The sequence below is a fragment of the Phytopseudomonas flavescens genome (assembly GCF_900100535.1).
GTDB lineage: Bacteria > Pseudomonadota > Gammaproteobacteria > Pseudomonadales > Pseudomonadaceae > Aquipseudomonas > Aquipseudomonas flavescens.
This window is the reverse complement of record NZ_FNDG01000005.1, coordinates 263,385-278,556: the sequence shown is the minus strand read 5'-3', so window position 1 is coordinate 278,556 and position 15,172 is coordinate 263,385. Positions and strand designations below refer to the sequence as shown.

Annotated in this window: 15 protein-coding genes; 10 read left to right on the top strand and 5 right to left on the bottom strand. The window is 65.8% G+C overall.

Annotated elements, in window-relative coordinates; genetic code table 11:
* Positions 1-59 precede the first annotated feature (59 nt).
* From BLR94_RS09055 to BLR94_RS09035, 5 genes are all read left to right on the top strand, one after another.
* Positions 60-1,121: a hemin-degrading factor gene (locus BLR94_RS09055; protein WP_084304424.1), complete on the top strand. Its 1,062-nt coding sequence runs from the start codon at positions 60-62 to the stop codon at positions 1,119-1,121.
* Positions 1,122-1,222: 101 nt separating this feature from the next.
* Positions 1,223-2,110, top strand: a complete 888-nt coding sequence (locus BLR94_RS09050) for a heme/hemin ABC transporter substrate-binding protein (RefSeq protein ID WP_084304423.1) — start codon at positions 1,223-1,225, stop codon at positions 2,108-2,110.
* Complete coding sequence (locus BLR94_RS09045) at positions 2,107-3,144, top strand: FecCD family ABC transporter permease (RefSeq protein ID WP_084304422.1); 1,038 nt, start codon at positions 2,107-2,109, stop codon at positions 3,142-3,144. The genes BLR94_RS09050 and BLR94_RS09045 overlap by 4 nt, the downstream gene beginning before the upstream one ends.
* Positions 3,144-3,911, top strand: coding sequence for a heme ABC transporter ATP-binding protein (locus tag BLR94_RS09040; protein ID WP_084304421.1), 768 nt, complete (start codon positions 3,144-3,146; stop codon positions 3,909-3,911). Before BLR94_RS09045 ends, BLR94_RS09040 begins: the two co-directional genes overlap by 1 nt.
* A 10-nt stretch (positions 3,912-3,921) precedes the next feature.
* A complete protein-coding gene (locus BLR94_RS09035) occupies positions 3,922-4,806 on the top strand; it encodes a ChaN family lipoprotein (RefSeq protein ID WP_084304420.1) in 885 nt (294 codons plus the stop codon).
* 108 nt (positions 4,807-4,914) lie between these two features.
* Here the strand turns inward: BLR94_RS09035 and BLR94_RS09030 are convergent, their stop codons facing one another.
* Positions 4,915-5,931 (bottom strand): zinc-binding alcohol dehydrogenase family protein, encoded by a 1,017-nt coding sequence (locus BLR94_RS09030; protein ID WP_084304419.1) that lies wholly within the window; start codon positions 5,929-5,931, stop codon positions 4,915-4,917.
* 110 nt (positions 5,932-6,041) lie between these two features.
* Between BLR94_RS09030 and BLR94_RS09025 the strand changes: the two genes are divergently transcribed.
* From BLR94_RS09025 to BLR94_RS09010, 4 genes are all read left to right on the top strand, one after another.
* Positions 6,042-6,977: a LysR family transcriptional regulator gene (locus BLR94_RS09025; protein WP_084304418.1), complete on the top strand. Its 936-nt coding sequence runs from the start codon at positions 6,042-6,044 to the stop codon at positions 6,975-6,977.
* A gap of 28 nt (positions 6,978-7,005) precedes the next feature.
* Entirely contained in the window at positions 7,006-7,395 is a 390-nt protein-coding gene (locus BLR94_RS09020) for a DUF2946 domain-containing protein (RefSeq protein WP_042554845.1), read from the top strand.
* Between the two features lie 75 nt (positions 7,396-7,470).
* Positions 7,471-8,835 carry a PepSY-associated TM helix domain-containing protein gene (locus BLR94_RS09015; RefSeq protein ID WP_084304417.1) on the top strand — a complete coding sequence of 455 codons (1,365 nt, stop codon included), beginning with the start codon at positions 7,471-7,473 and terminating at the stop codon, positions 8,833-8,835.
* A 58-nt stretch (positions 8,836-8,893) separates the two neighbouring features.
* A complete protein-coding gene (locus BLR94_RS09010; protein ID WP_084304416.1) occupies positions 8,894-9,373 on the top strand; it encodes a copper chaperone PCu(A)C in 480 nt (159 codons plus the stop codon).
* Between the two features lie 101 nt (positions 9,374-9,474).
* Here the strand turns inward: BLR94_RS09010 and BLR94_RS09005 are convergent, their stop codons facing one another.
* Complete coding sequence (locus BLR94_RS09005; RefSeq protein WP_084304415.1) at positions 9,475-10,422, bottom strand: adenosine deaminase; 948 nt, start codon at positions 10,420-10,422, stop codon at positions 9,475-9,477.
* 157 nt (positions 10,423-10,579) lie between these two features.
* Between BLR94_RS09005 and BLR94_RS09000 the strand changes: the two genes are divergently transcribed.
* The gene (locus BLR94_RS09000) at positions 10,580-11,674 is read left to right on the top strand and encodes a calcium:cation antiporter (RefSeq protein ID WP_084304414.1); all 1,095 of its coding nucleotides are present in this window, start codon (positions 10,580-10,582) and stop codon (positions 11,672-11,674) included.
* Positions 11,675-11,890: 216 nt separating this feature from the next.
* Here the strand turns inward: BLR94_RS09000 and BLR94_RS08995 are convergent, their stop codons facing one another.
* The 3 genes from BLR94_RS08995 to BLR94_RS08985 all read right to left on the bottom strand — a co-directional run bounded on the left by BLR94_RS08995 (position 11,891) and on the right by BLR94_RS08985 (position 15,105).
* Positions 11,891-12,574 carry an SDR family oxidoreductase gene (locus BLR94_RS08995; RefSeq protein WP_084304413.1) on the bottom strand — a complete coding sequence of 228 codons (684 nt, stop codon included), beginning with the start codon at positions 12,572-12,574 and terminating at the stop codon, positions 11,891-11,893.
* A 110-nt stretch (positions 12,575-12,684) separates the two neighbouring features.
* A complete protein-coding gene (locus tag BLR94_RS08990) occupies positions 12,685-13,326 on the bottom strand; it encodes a Rossmann-fold NAD(P)-binding domain-containing protein (protein ID WP_084304412.1) in 642 nt (213 codons plus the stop codon).
* Positions 13,327-13,398: 72 nt separating this feature from the next.
* Positions 13,399-15,105, bottom strand: a complete 1,707-nt coding sequence (locus tag BLR94_RS08985; RefSeq protein ID WP_084304411.1) for a C13 family peptidase — start codon at positions 15,103-15,105, stop codon at positions 13,399-13,401.
* Positions 15,106-15,172 lie beyond the last annotated feature (67 nt).

The following is a 15,172-nucleotide window of genomic DNA, read 5'->3' as shown; positions in this document are numbered from 1 at the left end:
CCCTTTCCGGCCTGCGGTCTCCCGCACCTGGCCAGCGGGATTTGCAAGGAGTCGACTTGATGAACGATCTACCGGTAGCTGGCGATGCTCTGTACGCCGCCTGGCAAGCTCTGCGTGCCGGGCAGCCGCACCTGCGGGCCCGCGACGCGGCGGCGCAGTTGGGCGTCAGCGAAGCCGAACTGACGGCCAGTCGACTGGGTGTCGATGCGCTACGCCTGCGCCCGGAGTGGGCGACCCTGTTGCCGGCGCTCGGTGAGCTCGGCGAGGTCATGGCGCTGACCCGCAACGCGTCCTGCGTGCACGAACGCAAGGGCGTCTATCGCGACGTGACGGTGACCGGTAATGGTCAGATGGGCCTGGTGGTATCCGCGGATATCGACCTGCGCCTGTTTCTTGGTGGCTGGGCCAGCGTGTTCGCCGTCGAGGAGCAAGGTGCACGTGGGGTGATGCGCAGCCTGCAGGTGTTCGATTACCAGGGCGTGGCGGTGCACAAGGTGTACCTCACCGAGCAGAGCGAGCTGGCCGCATGGGCGCCGCTGGTCGAGCGTTTCCGTGAGGCGCAGCAGAGTGCCGGGCTGGGACTGAAACCTCACCCCGAGCCGGCGGCGCAGCGTGCGGACCAACAGATCGATGTGGATGCCCTGCGCTTCGCCTGGTCGACGCTCAAGGACACTCATCATTTCTTCGCCCTGTTGAAGACCCACGGAGCCACCCGCACCCAGGCACTGCGCCTGGCAGGCCGGGAATGGGCCGAAAGGCTGGCGCCCGAAGCCTTGCCGGGATTGTTCGAGCGTGCGGCGACGGCCGAGGTACCGATCATGGTGTTCGTCGGCAACCGCTACTGCATCCAGATCCACACCGGCCCGGTGCACAACCTGCGCTGGATGGATACCTGGTTCAACGTGCTGGACCCGCAGTTCAACCTGCACCTCAAGGCCAACGACGTGCATGAGCTGTGGCGGGTGCGCAAGCCGAGCAGCGACGGTGTGATCACCAGTTGGGAAGCCTTCGATGCCCAGGGCGAACTGATCCTGCAACTGTTCGGCGCACGCAAGCCAGGCGTGCCCGAGCGCGAGGACTGGCGCCGCCTGGCGGAGCAAACCCCGGCCCTGCAACCCTGAAAGCAGAGGCAGCCGCCCTGTCTGCGGCTACACTGCCAGCCCTGGCCACTGACGTTTTGCAGTGGCTGGGATACGAATCGTGTTTTTCTGGAGCCTGATCCATGACCCGCCCTATCGCCGTATTCGCCCTGTTCGCCAGCCTGCTGTCGCCGCTGGTGGCGAGTGCCGAAAACCTGCCGCAGCGCTGGGTCAGCGCCGGTGGCTCGCTCAGCGAGTGGGTCGTCGAGTTGGGTGGTGAAGGCAAGCTGGTCGGTGTCGACACCACCAGCCTGCACCCGGCCTTCCTGAAGAAATTGCCGAGTGTGGGCTATCAGCGCCAGCTGGCTGCCGAGGGCATCCTCGCACTGCGCCCCGAGGTGCTGCTCGGCACCGATGAGATGGGCCCGCCGCCGGTGCTGGCCCAACTGGCAGCGGCCGGTGTGAAGGTGGAAACCCTGTCGGCTGAAGCCGATCTGCAGGCCCTGCATGGCAATCTGCAACGTATCGGCGCACTGCTGGGCGACGAGGCGCACGCCGAAAGCGTTTTCAGCGCCTACCAGGCGCGCTTGAACGAACAGGCCGACTGGGTCGCCAAGGCGCAGGCCGATAGCCAGGCACCGACCGTTTTGTTGCTGCTCGGCCATGCCGGCAGCAGCCCCATGGCAGGCGGGCAGGACACGGCTGCGGCCTGGGTGATCGAACACGCCGGCGGCAAGAACCTGACCACCCACGATGGCTACAAGGCGCTCTCCACCGAGGCGTTGCTGGCACTGGATCCCGAGGTGGTGATCTTCGCCGATCGCCGCCTGAACGGTGACGAGGCCAAGCAGGCGCTGCTCAAGCAGAACCCGGCACTGGCGTCGACCAAGGCCGGCAAGGAAGGGCGCCTGGTGGCGGTCGACCCGACCTTGCTGGTCGGTGGCCTCGGCCCGCGCATTCCCGCTGGCCTCGCCGAGCTTTCGGCGGCCTTCTACCCTGGCCGTACGCCGCTCAATCCCGCGACTCCATGAGGCCGCTGATCAGCCCTCGCTCGCTGTTTATCGCACTGGGCCTGCTGCTCGCGCTCGCGTTGTGGCTGTCGCTGGCATTGGGGCCCGTCAGCCTGCCGTTGGGTGATACCTTGCGGGCCGCGCTACGCCTGAGCGGGTTGCCATTGGAAGGTAACGGCCTGCAGCAAGCCGAGCTGATTCTCGGCCAGATCCGTATGCCGCGCACGTTACTGGGCCTTGCGGTCGGTGCGGTGCTGGCGCTCTGTGGTGTGGCCATGCAAGGGTTGTTTCGCAACCCGTTGGCCGACCCTGGCTTGATCGGCGTGTCCAGTGGTGCGGCGCTCGGTGCGGCTGTCGCCATCGTCGGTGGTGCGGCGCTGGGCGGCATTCCCGAGTTGTTCGCGCCTTATCTGTTGTCGCTCTGTGCGTTTCTGGGCGGGCTGGTGGTGACCGCGTTGGTCTACCGTCTGGGCCGCCGCAACGGCCAGACCAGCGTGACCACCATGCTGCTCGCCGGGATTGCCCTCAATGCCCTGGCATTCGCCTGCATCGGCCTGTTCACCTACCTGGCCGACGACGCCACCTTGCGCACCTTGACCTTCTGGAACCTCGGCAGCCTCAATGGCGCCAGCTACGCGCGCCTCTGGCCCCTGCTGCTGGTGACCCTCGCCGTGGCGCTGTGGCTGCCGCGCCGCGCCCAGGCGCTGAATGCCTTGCTACTCGGCGAATCGGAGGCCCGCCATCTGGGCGTTGCGGTCGAGCGGCTGAAGCGCGAGCTGGTGTTCTGCACCGCGTTGGGGGTCGGCGCGGCGGTGGCGGCGGCCGGAATGATCGGTTTCATCGGCCTGGTGGTGCCACACCTGGTGCGCCTGCTGGTCGGCCCGGATCATCGCGTTCTGCTGCCCGCTTCGGCGCTGGCCGGTGCCAGTTTGCTGTTGCTGGCCGATCTGTTCGCCCGGCTGATCCTGTCGCCTGCCGAACTGCCCATCGGCATCGTCACCGCATTGATCGGTGCGCCGTTCTTTCTTTATCTGCTGCTGCGGGGGCGTACCTGATGCTCAGTGCACGCAAGCTGTCGATCAAGCGCGGCGACAAACAGGTGCTGACCGATATCGACCTGCAGTTGCAGCCCGGTGAGGTACTGGGTGTGCTCGGCCCGAATGGTGCTGGCAAGAGCACGCTGCTTGGTGCCCTGTGCGGCGAACTGACGGGAGCGACGGGGGAAGTATCGCTAGGCGACCGCCCACTGAGCGCCTGGCAGGGTGTGGAACGGGCACGACGCCTGGCGGTGCTGCCGCAGAGCTCGTCACTGAGCTTCGGCTTTGCGGTCCGTGATGTAGTGATCATGGGGCGCATGCCCCATGACAGCGGGCGTGAACGTGATGCGCAGATCGTCCGCGAGGCATTGCAGGCGGCCGACGCCGAGCACCTGGTCGAGCGCAGCTATCTGCAGTTGTCCGGTGGCGAGCGTCAGCGCGTGCACCTGGCGCGGGTTCTGGCCCAGCTGTGGCCCGGCGGTGCCGAGCAGACGTTGCTGCTCGACGAACCCACCTCCATGCTCGACCCGCTGCATCAGCACACCACGTTGCAGGCCGTGCGCCGTTTTGCCGAGCGGGGCGTCGCGGTGCTGGTGATCCTCCATGACCTGAATCTGGCAGCGCGCTACTGCGACCGCCTGCTGTTACTCAACGACGGGCGAACCCATGCCATCGGCCTGCCCGCCGAGGTGCTGCGCGCCGAGCCGCTGGAGGCCGTGTTCGGCCTCGAGGTGCTGGTGCAACGGCATCCCGAGCGGGGGCATCCGCTGATCGTTGCCCGCTGAAGGACATCCCATGCGCAACTACCTGATGTTGGCCTTTCTGGTGCTCGCCGCCTGTCAAAGCCAACCTGCGCTGGCTCCACTGCCGGTGTGGCAGAGTCCACAGGGACGCGAGCATATCGAACTGGGGCAGATCGTCGATCTGCACCGTGGTGAGCCGCTGACGCCCGAGCAACTGGTGGCGCGGCTGGCCATGGCGCCTCGCGTGCTGGTCGGCGAGCAGCATGACAACCCGGATCATCACGCACTGCAGTTGTGGTTGTTGCGCGCACTGCAAGCGCATCGTGAGCAGGGCAGCCTGTTGCTGGAAATGCTCGCCTCGGGCCAGCAGCACCTGGCCGATGAGGTGGCGCGGCAGATGAAAGAGGGCAAGCGGGTCGATGACCTGCCCAAGGCGCTGGACTGGAGCAATGGCTGGCCCTGGACGCTGTACGGGCCGGTCGTCCGCCACGGGCTGGCGCAGGACTATGGCCTGAGAGCGGCGAATCTCGACCGCGCCGAGGTCATGGCCATCTACCGTGAACAGCCTGTTCTCCCAGGCCATGCCTCGACTGCCACAGCGGTCCGCGAGCAACTGCTGGCGCAGATTCGCGAATCCCACTGCGACAAGCTGCCGGTGAGCCAGTTGCCGGCGATGCTGGCGGTGCAGCAGCAACGCGACCGGCGCATGGCCGAGCGCTTGCTGGCCGCGCCGCCGCCGGCGATGCTGTTCGCAGGCGCCTTCCACGTACGCCGTGATCTCGGCGTGCCGCTGCACCTCAAGGACCTGGGCGCACCCGCTACCGAGCAGGTGCTGATCCTCTCAGAGGTGGGCAAGCCAGTGACGGCGAAACAGGCGGACTACGTGTGGTACACCGCAGCGCTACCGGCCGAGGATCATTGCGCACGATTTCAGTAGCGCAACATCCTCGTCGGGTGAGTTAGGCGCCGCGCTGCGATGGCTTTGCCTGACAAGGCTCTGTCCTGCGTCGCTAACCTGCGCGGCCCGACCCACCCTACGGGTTCGTCAGAACCCTTCCAGCACGATCTTGCCTTTTGCCTTGCCGCTTTCCAGCAGGGCATGGGCGCGGCGCAGGTTGTCGGCGTTGATGGTGCCGTAGTGTTCGCCCAGCGTGGTTTTCAAGGTCCCTGCGTCGACCAGATCGGCAACGCGCTCGAGCAGGCGATGCTGTTCGATCATGTCGGCGGTTTCGAACAGCGAGCGGGTGAACATCAGTTCCCAGTGCAGGGAAATGCTCTTGCGCTTGAGTTTCATCACGTCCAGCGGTTGCAGCGGATCGTCGATCAGTGCCAGACGGCCCTGGGGCGCCAACGCTTCGACCAGTGCATCGTAGTGCTGGTCGGTCTGGGTCAGGCTGGCCACGTGGGTGACCTGAGGAATGCCGATACGCGCCAGCTCCTCGTTCAGAGGTTTGCTGTGATCGATCACATGGTGAGCGCCCAGCTCCTGCACCCAGGCCTGGGTCTCCGGGCGCGAGGCGGTGCCGATCACGGTGAGCCCGGTGAGCTGCCGCGCCAGTTGCACCAGTATCGAACCGACGCCACCCGCCGCGCCGATGATCAGCAGGCTCTGGCCTTGGTCGACACTGCCGCTGGCGACCTGCAAGCGGTCGAACAGCAACTCCCAGGCGGTGATCGCCGTGAGCGGCATGGCGGCGGCTTCGGCGAAGGGCAGGCTGCGTGGTTTACGCCCGACGATACGTTCGTCGACCCGATGCAACTCGCTGTTGGCACCCGCGCGATTGATGGCGCCTGCGTAGGAAACCTCATCGCCGACCCTGAACAGGGTGACGTCGCTGCCGACCGCCTTGACCACGCCGGCGGCATCCCAGCCCAGTACCTTGGCCTGGCCTTGCTCGGGGGCCACGTTACGACGGATCTTGGTGTCCACCGGGTTCACCGAGATGGCCCGTACCTCGACGAGCAGATCCCGCGGGCCGGGTGTCGGCGCATCCAGTTGTACGTCCTGCAAGGCTTGCGGGTCATCGATGGGCAACGAGTGACGATAGGCGACGGCTTTCATGGTGGTGTCCTGAGGGGAAGGAAGTGAGTGGAGCTTGCGCCAATCCATTGCCAGGAAAAACCAGATGAAGGTAGAGTCTCTTTCAATATTTTTTTGAAGATCGATGCCACATGCTGCGTTTTGACGACCTGCAACTGTTGGTGCGCATCGCCGATGAGGGCAGCTTGTCGGCGGCAGCGCGTCTGTTGGCTATCTCGCCGGCGGTCGCCAGCGCCGGCCTCAAGCGTCTGGAGCAGCAATTGCAGGCGCGTCTGTTCGTGCGCTCTACGCGCAGCCTGCGGTTGACGGCCGAGGGCGAAGCCTTTCTGGTTCATGCCCGGCAGGCATTGCAGAGCCTGGAGGCCGGGCGGCAGCGGTTGGCCGGGAGCAAATCCACCATCAGCGGGCCGCTGCAACTCTCGGTGCCGTCGGATTTCGGGCGCAATACCTTGCTGCCGTGGCTCGAGACCTTCATGCAAGCGCATCCGCAGGTGCAGTTGCGGCTGCTGCTCGGCGACCGGGTCGCCGACCTGTTCCGCGAGCCCGTGGACATCGCCCTGCGCTACGGTGAACCGGACGACTCGAGCCTGGTGGCCTTGCCGGTGGCGCCGGGCAATCGCCGGGTGCTGTGCGCCGCGCCGGCCTATCTGCAGCGCCATGGCGAGCTGCGGCAGATCAGCGACCTGCGCGAGCACAACTGCCTGATCTACCTGCTCGGCGGCCGCGCCTACGAGCGTTGGCGGTTTCATGAGGGGGACGCCGAGCACAGCCTGCAGGTCGCCGGCGACCGGCTCAGCGATGACGCCGATGTGGTGCGCCGCTGGGCCGTGGCGGGGGCGGGCGTGGTGTACAAGTCCTGGCTGGACGTGGCAGGCGACGTGCACGCCGGGCGCCTCACGGTCTTGCTGCCGGATCTGCTGGGTGAGCCGACACCCCTCAATCTGCTCTGCACCCACCGCGAGCAACTGAGCAAGCCGGTGCATCTGTTGCGCGATTTCGTCCAGGCGCGCTGCGCCGAACTGCTGGCGCAGGCTCCATGGGGTGCGGCAATCCACCGCAGCACCTGACACGCCACAGGCCCTAAAATCGCCGCCCATGAACCTGTCCCGCTCTGACCGCTCGTTGCTTGCCTGGGTGCTGTATTTCAGCGTCCTGTTCAGCGCGTTCGCCTGTGCCATCGGCCACGGGCAGATGACCGGTCTGCAGCTCAGCGGCATGGACGGCGGTTACTGCGCCCTGGATGCCAGTGGCAGTGCTGGCATGGACATGGGCGGCGTCGATTCCGGCATGCCCATGCCCTCGACGGGCTCCGGTTGCCCGCTGTGCTCCACCTTCGTCGCCCTGGCGCTGGCCGCCTTCTTCGGCTTGCTGGGGCTGTTGCCACGTCAGCGCCCGACCAACCCTCGGCCCACTGCCGAGCCCGGCGGGGCCGTGCGTTATCTCTGGCCATCGGCCAATCCTCGCGCTTCTCCGCTCACCGCCTGACTTCGTTTGGTTGTCTTTGCCTGCCGCGCGCTTTGCGTTGCGGGCAATTCGCTTACGCACAAGATCGGGCTCCCCATGAGAAACGCGACACCCTCGTTCTACAACCTGGCCTGGCGCTGGCATTTCTATGCCGGCCTGTTGGTCATTCCCTTCATGATCATGCTGTCGGTGACCGGCATCATCTACCTGTTCAAGCCCCAGCTCGATCAGTTGATGTACGCCGACCTGCTGCAGGTGCAGGCCAGCGGCCCGTCACTGACAGCGGACGAGATGCTTGGCCGGGTGCAGGCGGTCTACCCCCAGGGCAGCGTCAGCCAATACCTGCCGCCGGTGGATGTCGACCGTAGCGCGCAGTTCGTCGTCGGGGTTGGCGAGCGCACCCGCAACGTCTTCGTCGACCCTTACAGTGGCGCCATCCTCGGCACTCAGGATGCCCACGACAATCTGCAGGCGCTGGCCCGTGCGGTACACGCCGACCTGCTGATCGGTACGCCGGGTGATCGTTTGATCGAACTGGCGGCCGGCTGGGGCGTGGTGCTGGTGGTCTCCGGCCTGTATCTCTGGTGGCCGCGAGGGAGCAACAAGGCCGGTGTGCTGTGGCCGCGGCTGTCGGCCCGTGGTCGGCTGTTCTGGCGCGACCTGCATGCCGTCACCGGCTTCTGGGGCGCCTTGTTGCTGCTGTTCATGCTGCTCACCGGGATGACCTGGACAGGCTTCTGGGGCAAGCAGTTCGCCGGCGCCTGGGACCACTTCCCGGCGGCCATGTGGGACGAGGTACCGACCTCGGACCGGCAGGCCGGTGAGCTCAACCAGAGTCATAAACAGACCGTGCCCTGGGCGCTGGAAAATACCCCGATGCCGGCGTCCGATCCCCATGCGGCGCACAATGGCGGTGCCATGCCGGCCTCCACGGCCAACCCGAGCGTCGGCCTGCAGCAGGTGGTCGATATCGCCAGCGAGCGTGGTGTTCATCCGGGTTACAGCATCACCTTTCCGGCCACCCCCACCGGCGTTTACACCATCGCGCTGTTCGCCGACGACCCACGCCACGACGCCACGCTGCATATCGACCCGTACAGTGCCGCCGTCCTGGCCGATGTACGCTGGCGCGATTACGGCCTGGCGGCCCGCACCGTGGAGAGCGGGGTGATGCTGCACATGGGCAAGCTCTATGGCTTGCCGCATCAGTTGTTCATGTTCGTCGTCTGCCTGCTGATTCTGCTCAGTTCGGTCAGCGGTCTGATCATGTGGTGGCGTCGGCGCCCCAGCGGCAGCCTTGGCGTGCCGCCGTTGCGCCATGACCTGCCGCGCTGGAAGGTCGGCGTGGCGATCATGATCGTGCTCGGGGCGCTGTTTCCCCTGGTCGGCGCCTCGCTGCTGCTGATCTGGGCGCTGGATTTTCTGCTGCTGTCGCGCCTTTCCGCGCGTCGGCTGGCCTGATTTCAAACCGCTACCCGCGGGTACGGTCGTTCATCACATCGTTTCATGGAGAGTTGTCATGTCACTGAAGAAAATCGTTCTAGCCACCGCGCTGCTGGCCACCAGCCTGCTCGCCAGCGCCCACGGGTATGACGCCGGCGAGTTGCATATCGATCATCCCTGGTCGCGGGAAATGCCGCCGGTGGCGCCGACCGCCGCCGCCTATTTCGTGGTGCACAACAAGGGCGCTCAGGATGATCGTCTGCTGGCGGTGGAGACGCCGGTAGCTGGCAAGGCGGAGATTCACGAGCATGCCCACGTGGGCGGCATGATGAAGATGCAGCAGGTTCAGAACGTGGTCATTCCCGCCGGCGGCGAAGTCAAATTCGCGCCCATGGGGTATCACGTGATGCTGTTCGACCTGAAGCAGCAGGCGAAGAGCGGGGAGCGTTTTCCGCTGACCCTGACCTTCGAGAAGGCCGGCCAGGTGCAGGTCGAGGTGGCGGTGCAGAAGGACGAGCCGGCCGCCGAAGGCGGGCATGACCACAAGGGCCATTAATTGGTTGTTGGCGGCTATCCGTAGCCTGCGGTTGAGCGTAGCGATACCCAGGTTGGGATCTTCCCGGGTATCGCTGCGCTCAACGCCGGGCTACCGGCGTTTCACACCAGCCTGGCATCCAGGCTGTTCTGCGCCAGGCGCTTGGCCTGCTCTTCGCTCATGCCCAGGCCCTCGTGCAGGGCGGCGAAGTTTTCGGTGACGTAGCCGCCGAAGTAGGCCGGGTCGTCGGAATTGACCGTGACCTTCACGCCACGCTCGAGCATGTCGAGGATGTTGTGCTGGCCCATGTGCTCGAACACGCAGAGTTTGGTGTTGGACAGCGGGCAGACGGTCAGCGGGATCTGCTCGTCGATGATGCGCTGCATCAGGCGCTCGTCTTCGCTGGCGCGCACGCCGTGGTCGATGCGTTCGATCTTGAGCAGGTCCAGCGCTTCCCAGATGTACTCGGGCGGGCCTTCCTCGCCGGCGTGGGCCACCGCGTGCAAGCCTTCACTGCGGGCCTTGGCGAACACCCGCTCGAACAGCCGCGGCGGGAAACCGTTCTCCGAACTGTCCAGGCCGACGCCGATGAAGGCATCGCGAAACGGCATGGCCTGCTCCAGGGTCTGGAAGGCCTGCTCTTCAGGCAAGTGGCGCAGGAAAGCGAGGATCAGACCATGGCTGATGCCCAGTTGCTTCTCGCCATCGACCAGCGCCTGCTTGATGCCGCGCAGCACCACTTCGAAGGGAATGCCGCGGTCGGTGTGCGTCTGCGGGTCGAAGAACGGCTCGGTGTGCACCACGTTCTGTGCCTTGCACTTGAGCAGGTAGGCCCAGGTCAGGTCGTAGAAATCCTGCTCGGTGCGCAGCACGTCGGCACCGCGGTAGTACAGATCCAGAAATTCCTGCAGGTTGTTGAAGGCGTAAGCCGCGCGTAGCGCCTCGACATCGTTCCAGGGCAGGGCGATGCGGTTGCGCTCGGCCAGGGCGAACAGCAGCTCGGGCTCCAGGGAGCCTTCCAGGTGCAGGTGCAGTTCGGCCTTGGGCAGGGCGTTGAGCCAGTCGTACATGGGGGAAAATCTCATTCATCAAACGTGGCCGCGAAGTTTAACTCCATGGGCCCGTCCTTGCGGTATCGAGACCTCCGAGCGGTACATGGGTTGAATCATTTACAGGATGTTGCAGTCGGAGCAGGATCGCTCTGCTCCTCACTGAAAGGAATCGCTCATGTTGAATGCCATCAAGCAGGAATACTGGCTGCTGCTGGCCGTGCTCGCGGCTCTGATCGCGTTGCCGCTGGAGCACGCCTTGCTCGGCCATGGCCAGGCCATTGCCCTGGCTGGCGCCGTGGCGCTGATCGCCGCCATTGTCTGCGCCTCATTGCGCGTCGCTCACCATGCCGAGCAACTGGCCGAGCGGGTCGGCGACCCCTACGGCACCATGATCCTCACCCTGTCGGCGGTGCTGGTCGAAGTGATCATCCTTGCGATCATGATGAGCAATCAGGCGTCGCCGACCCTGGTGCGCGACACCATCTATTCGGCAGTCATGCTCGATATCAACGGCATCCTTGGCCTGGCCGCGCTGATGGGCGGCATCAAGCACGGCGAGCAGCCCTACAACGACGACTCCGCACGCAGCTACAGCGTGATGATCCTCACCGCCATGGGCATTTCCATGGTGGTGCCCGAGTTCATTCCCGAGTCGGACTGGAAGGCGTACTCGATGTTCACCATCGGCGCCATGCTGGTGCTCTACGCGGTGTTCCTGCGCATGCAGGTAGGCCCGCACAGCTACTTCTTCAGCTACAGCTACCCGGAGAAGAAGCACCGCGGTGGCGATGGGCACGGCGCCGACGAGACCCAGGTCAACGTAGCCTGGTCGATCGGCGTGCTGGTGTTCGGGGTGATCGTCATCGGCGTGCTCGCCGAGGTGATGTCCCTGGCGCTGGATGTCGGCCTGGAGGGTACCGGTGCGCCACCGGTGCTGACCGCCATCGTGGTGGCGGGGATCTCCGCGGCACCGGAAATCCTCACCGCTCTGCGGGCGGCGTTGGCCAACCGCATGCAATCGGTGGTCAACATCGCCCTCGGCGCATCGCTGTCCACGGTGATTCTCACCGTGCCGGTGATGGAGGCCATGGCGTTGTACAGCGGCCAGCCGTTCCAGATGGCCATGAGCCCGGTGCAGACGGTGATGGTGTTCATCACCCTGATCGTTTGTGCGATCAACCTCAACGATGGTGAAACCAACGCCATCGAGGGCATGACTCATTTCGTGCTGTTCGCCACCTTCATCATGCTGGCGATGTTGGGGCTTTAGGGAGGCGCCAGGCTGGCGTCTATGCTGCGGTATTGATCGGCTGTCGCCCATCCTGCGGTCCGCAGTTACTCCCCGTCCTACGACTGCACATCGCAACATGCTGGAACGGGCGGGGACGCTCAACCCATGCCCGCTCCCACTGGATTGGCATCCAATTCATAGGATGGGTGCTAGTCCATCGAGCATCAGCCTGAATCTCAGGCGTCGGGCAGCCCCTTACCAGGCGATCTTCTGGCCCTGATAGTCGACGAAGTGATGACCACCGCGCCCGGCGTGACGCTCGACCTGTTCGATCAGGCCGCGGCAGCTGTCGGCCACTTCGACCATGGCGCCATCGCCGCCCATGTCCGTCTTCACCCAGCCCGGGTGCAGCGACAGCACCGTCGGGCGCGGCTCAGGCAATGCGCAGACGAAGCTGTTGGTCAGCGAGTTGAGGGCTGCCTTGCTGGCCTTGTACAGCGCCAGGTTGTTGCCTTCCGGGTTGGCCACGCTGCCCAGCCCCGAGCTCATGAAGGCCAGCACGCCGGTCTGTGGCCGCAACTGCCCCACCAGCTGCTCGGCCAGGCGAATCGGCGCCACCACGTTGGTCAGGAACAACTGGCCCAGCTCCTGCGCCGTGGCGGCAGCCACCGATTGGTGGCCGGGGCCGAGAACGCCGGCATTGACGAACAGCAGGTCGAACACCTGCCCGCTCAGCCGTTGCACCAGTTGTCGCAACGCTACCGCATCATCGATATCCAGTGACTCGATGTGCACGCCCGGCAGCGCCTGCAGGTCGTTGGCGCGGACGGGGTCGCGTACCGTGGCGGTCACCTGCCAGCCATCGGCGTGCAACTGGCGTACCAGGCCCAGGCCGATGCCGCGCGAGGCACCGATGATCAAGGCGGTCTTGGAGGACATGACGAAGCTCCGGAAAGTGTCAGGGCCCACAGCTTAGCAAGGGCGACCCGGCCTGCGCGTGCCTTTGCAGAGTTGCTCTTCGACGCACCTGCGCGTCGGCTGCCCCGTCTTCAGCGGCCGAGGCGCTGCAGTTCGTCCGACTCGACCACCCGTACGCCTTTATCTTCCTCGAGAGCCAGGCGCCACAACGCGCGCGCCAGGGCTGTGACCTCGATGGCGCGGTGCTTGCCCGGCAACCAGCGCATGAACGGGGCCGCCAGGCGTTCGCCGAGACGGAATTCGTTGCGCGGGCCGAGCAGCAGGGAGGGGCGGGCCAAGGTCAATTGCGGCCAGCCCTGGGCCTTGAGTGCCTCTTCGGTCTCGCCCTTGATGCGCTTGTAGAACACCGACGAGTGCGGATCTGCGCCAATCGCGCTGACCACCAGCAGATGCCGCGCCCCGAGTTCCTGAGCGCGCTTGCCGAAGGCCACCACCATCTGGTGATCGACCGCGCGGAAGGCGTCCTGCGAACCGGCCTGCTTGAGGGTACTGCCCAGGCAGCAGAACGCGGTGTTCACCGGGCCATCCAGAGTGGGCAGCAGATCGAGCAGTTCGCCGAGTGGATTTTCCAGGTGAGGGTGTTCGGCCAGCGGCTTGCGACTCGGCGCCAGCACGCGCTCGACGGTGGGCTCGTTAAGCAGGCGGTCGAGCAGGTGCTCGCCGGTCATGCCCGAAGCGCCTGCCAGAAGGATGTGCTGAGGTGTCAGGTACATGGTCGGTCCTCGACTGCTGTTCGGTGTTGGCTCTGTGCGGACAATGCCCGCCTGCGCTGCACGCACCCTGATTTAGAGGGGCGCCGCGGGTCTATCGTTCAAGGCCGCTGCGTGCTGCTGCCGCCGCAGGCTGTTCCAATGCTGCAGCACCGCAGGCGGAGCCCATATCTGCGGCTCGGACGGTTCGAAGCCATCGGCCTTTTCACGCTCTGCCACGGCCGTACTGGCCAGGTCGAACGCACGTCGCAGGTCGTCCGTATGCTGCAGCGCTTCGGCGAACAGCGCTCGGCCGAAATAGGTGAAATCGGCCTCTTCGGAGCAGCCGAACGACACCCGGTCGGCGCGTGCGGCGGTCATCAGCAGGGTGTTGTCGTCCTTCAGGGCGGGTATGAAGCCCCCGGAGTAGCAGGCGGAAATCACCACCACCTTGTGGCGGTCGGCCAGCGGTCGCAACAGTGTCGCCAGCTCGTCGGCGGGCAGGTCGGCCAGTTGCAGGCGTGGTTGATCGAGGTTCAGCTCGTGGCCGCGCGAGCCATGACTGGTCAGGTAGATGAACACCAGGTCTTCCGGCCCGCTGCGTTCGGCGATGGCCCGTACCGCACGGCGCAGGTTCTCGCGGGTCGCCAGGGGGCGGTCGGCCAGGTGGTCGCGGTGGTTGGCCAGGGTGATGCGACCATAGGCGGAAAATCGCCCGGCAAGCAGGTCGGCGACGTAGTCGGCCTCGCGCAGGAAAACGCTCTGCTTGCCGTCGCCGGCCAGTGTCAGGGCATAGAGTTCTCTGCGCGGGGTGGACGCCGGCAGTGCGGCGATGGCCTGGTCGAGCAGCTCGCCCTGTTTCAGCAGGCCGATCTCCAGCGGGTCCGGCAAGGCCTGGCCGTTCTCGTCACGCACGCGCAGGCCGCGTTGCCAGGTACCCTGCTGGCGGCTGCCGTCAGCGAGGGTCAGGGTGCCTTCGCCGTGGAAGCGACCATTGGCGAAGTGCCCATCGAAACGGCTGCCGTCGGCCTGTTGCAAGTGCCCTTCGCCCTGATAGCGCCATGCCCTGAAATGCCCCTGATAACGGCTGCCGTCACTGCCGCTGTACTGGCCCTTGCCGTCGAGTGCGCCGGCGACGAAGGTGCCGCTCCAGACATCGCCGGCAGCGCTCTGATAGCGGCCCTTGCCGTGAAACAGGCTGTCGCGCAATTCGCCGTCGTAGCTGTCGCCGTCACTGCCCTGGTAGTTACCGTCGCCCTTCAGCTGGCCGCCCACGAACAGGCCGGAGAGCTGGTTGCCGAGTTCGTCCTGGCGCACGCCCTGGCCATTGGGCTGCCCCTTCACGAACTGTCCCTGAAAACGGCTGCCGTCCTCCTGCTCCAGGCTGCCCAGGCCGTGGAAACGACCGTCGAGGAACTGCCCGCGATAGGTCTGTCCGGTTTCCTCGAGGGTACCCTCGCCACTGAAGCGGCCCTTGGCGAAGCCGCCGGCGTAGCGACTGCCGTCGGCCCGAGTCAGCGTGCCCTGGCCTGCGAAGGCGCCTGCGGCGAATTCGCCCACATAGCGCTCGCCATTGGCGCCGTGCCACTCGCCGGGCCCCTGGCGCAAACCGTCGAGGAAGTGACCCACGAACCAGCTGCCGTCGGGATAATCCAGGCGGCCCTTGCCCTGCAGCAGCCCGTCGATCACCTGGCCCTGATAGTGCGAGCCGTCCGGCAGAATGGCGTCGGGCGGTAGCAGGGGCGTGCTCTGGCTGCAGGCGGCGAGTGAAAGAAGCAGAACCAGGGGCGCGAGGCGAAGCATGCGGGGACGTCCGGGTCGATGAGCGATGCGGCCAGTATGCCGTAAAGCATCCGCCCACGCCCAGGCA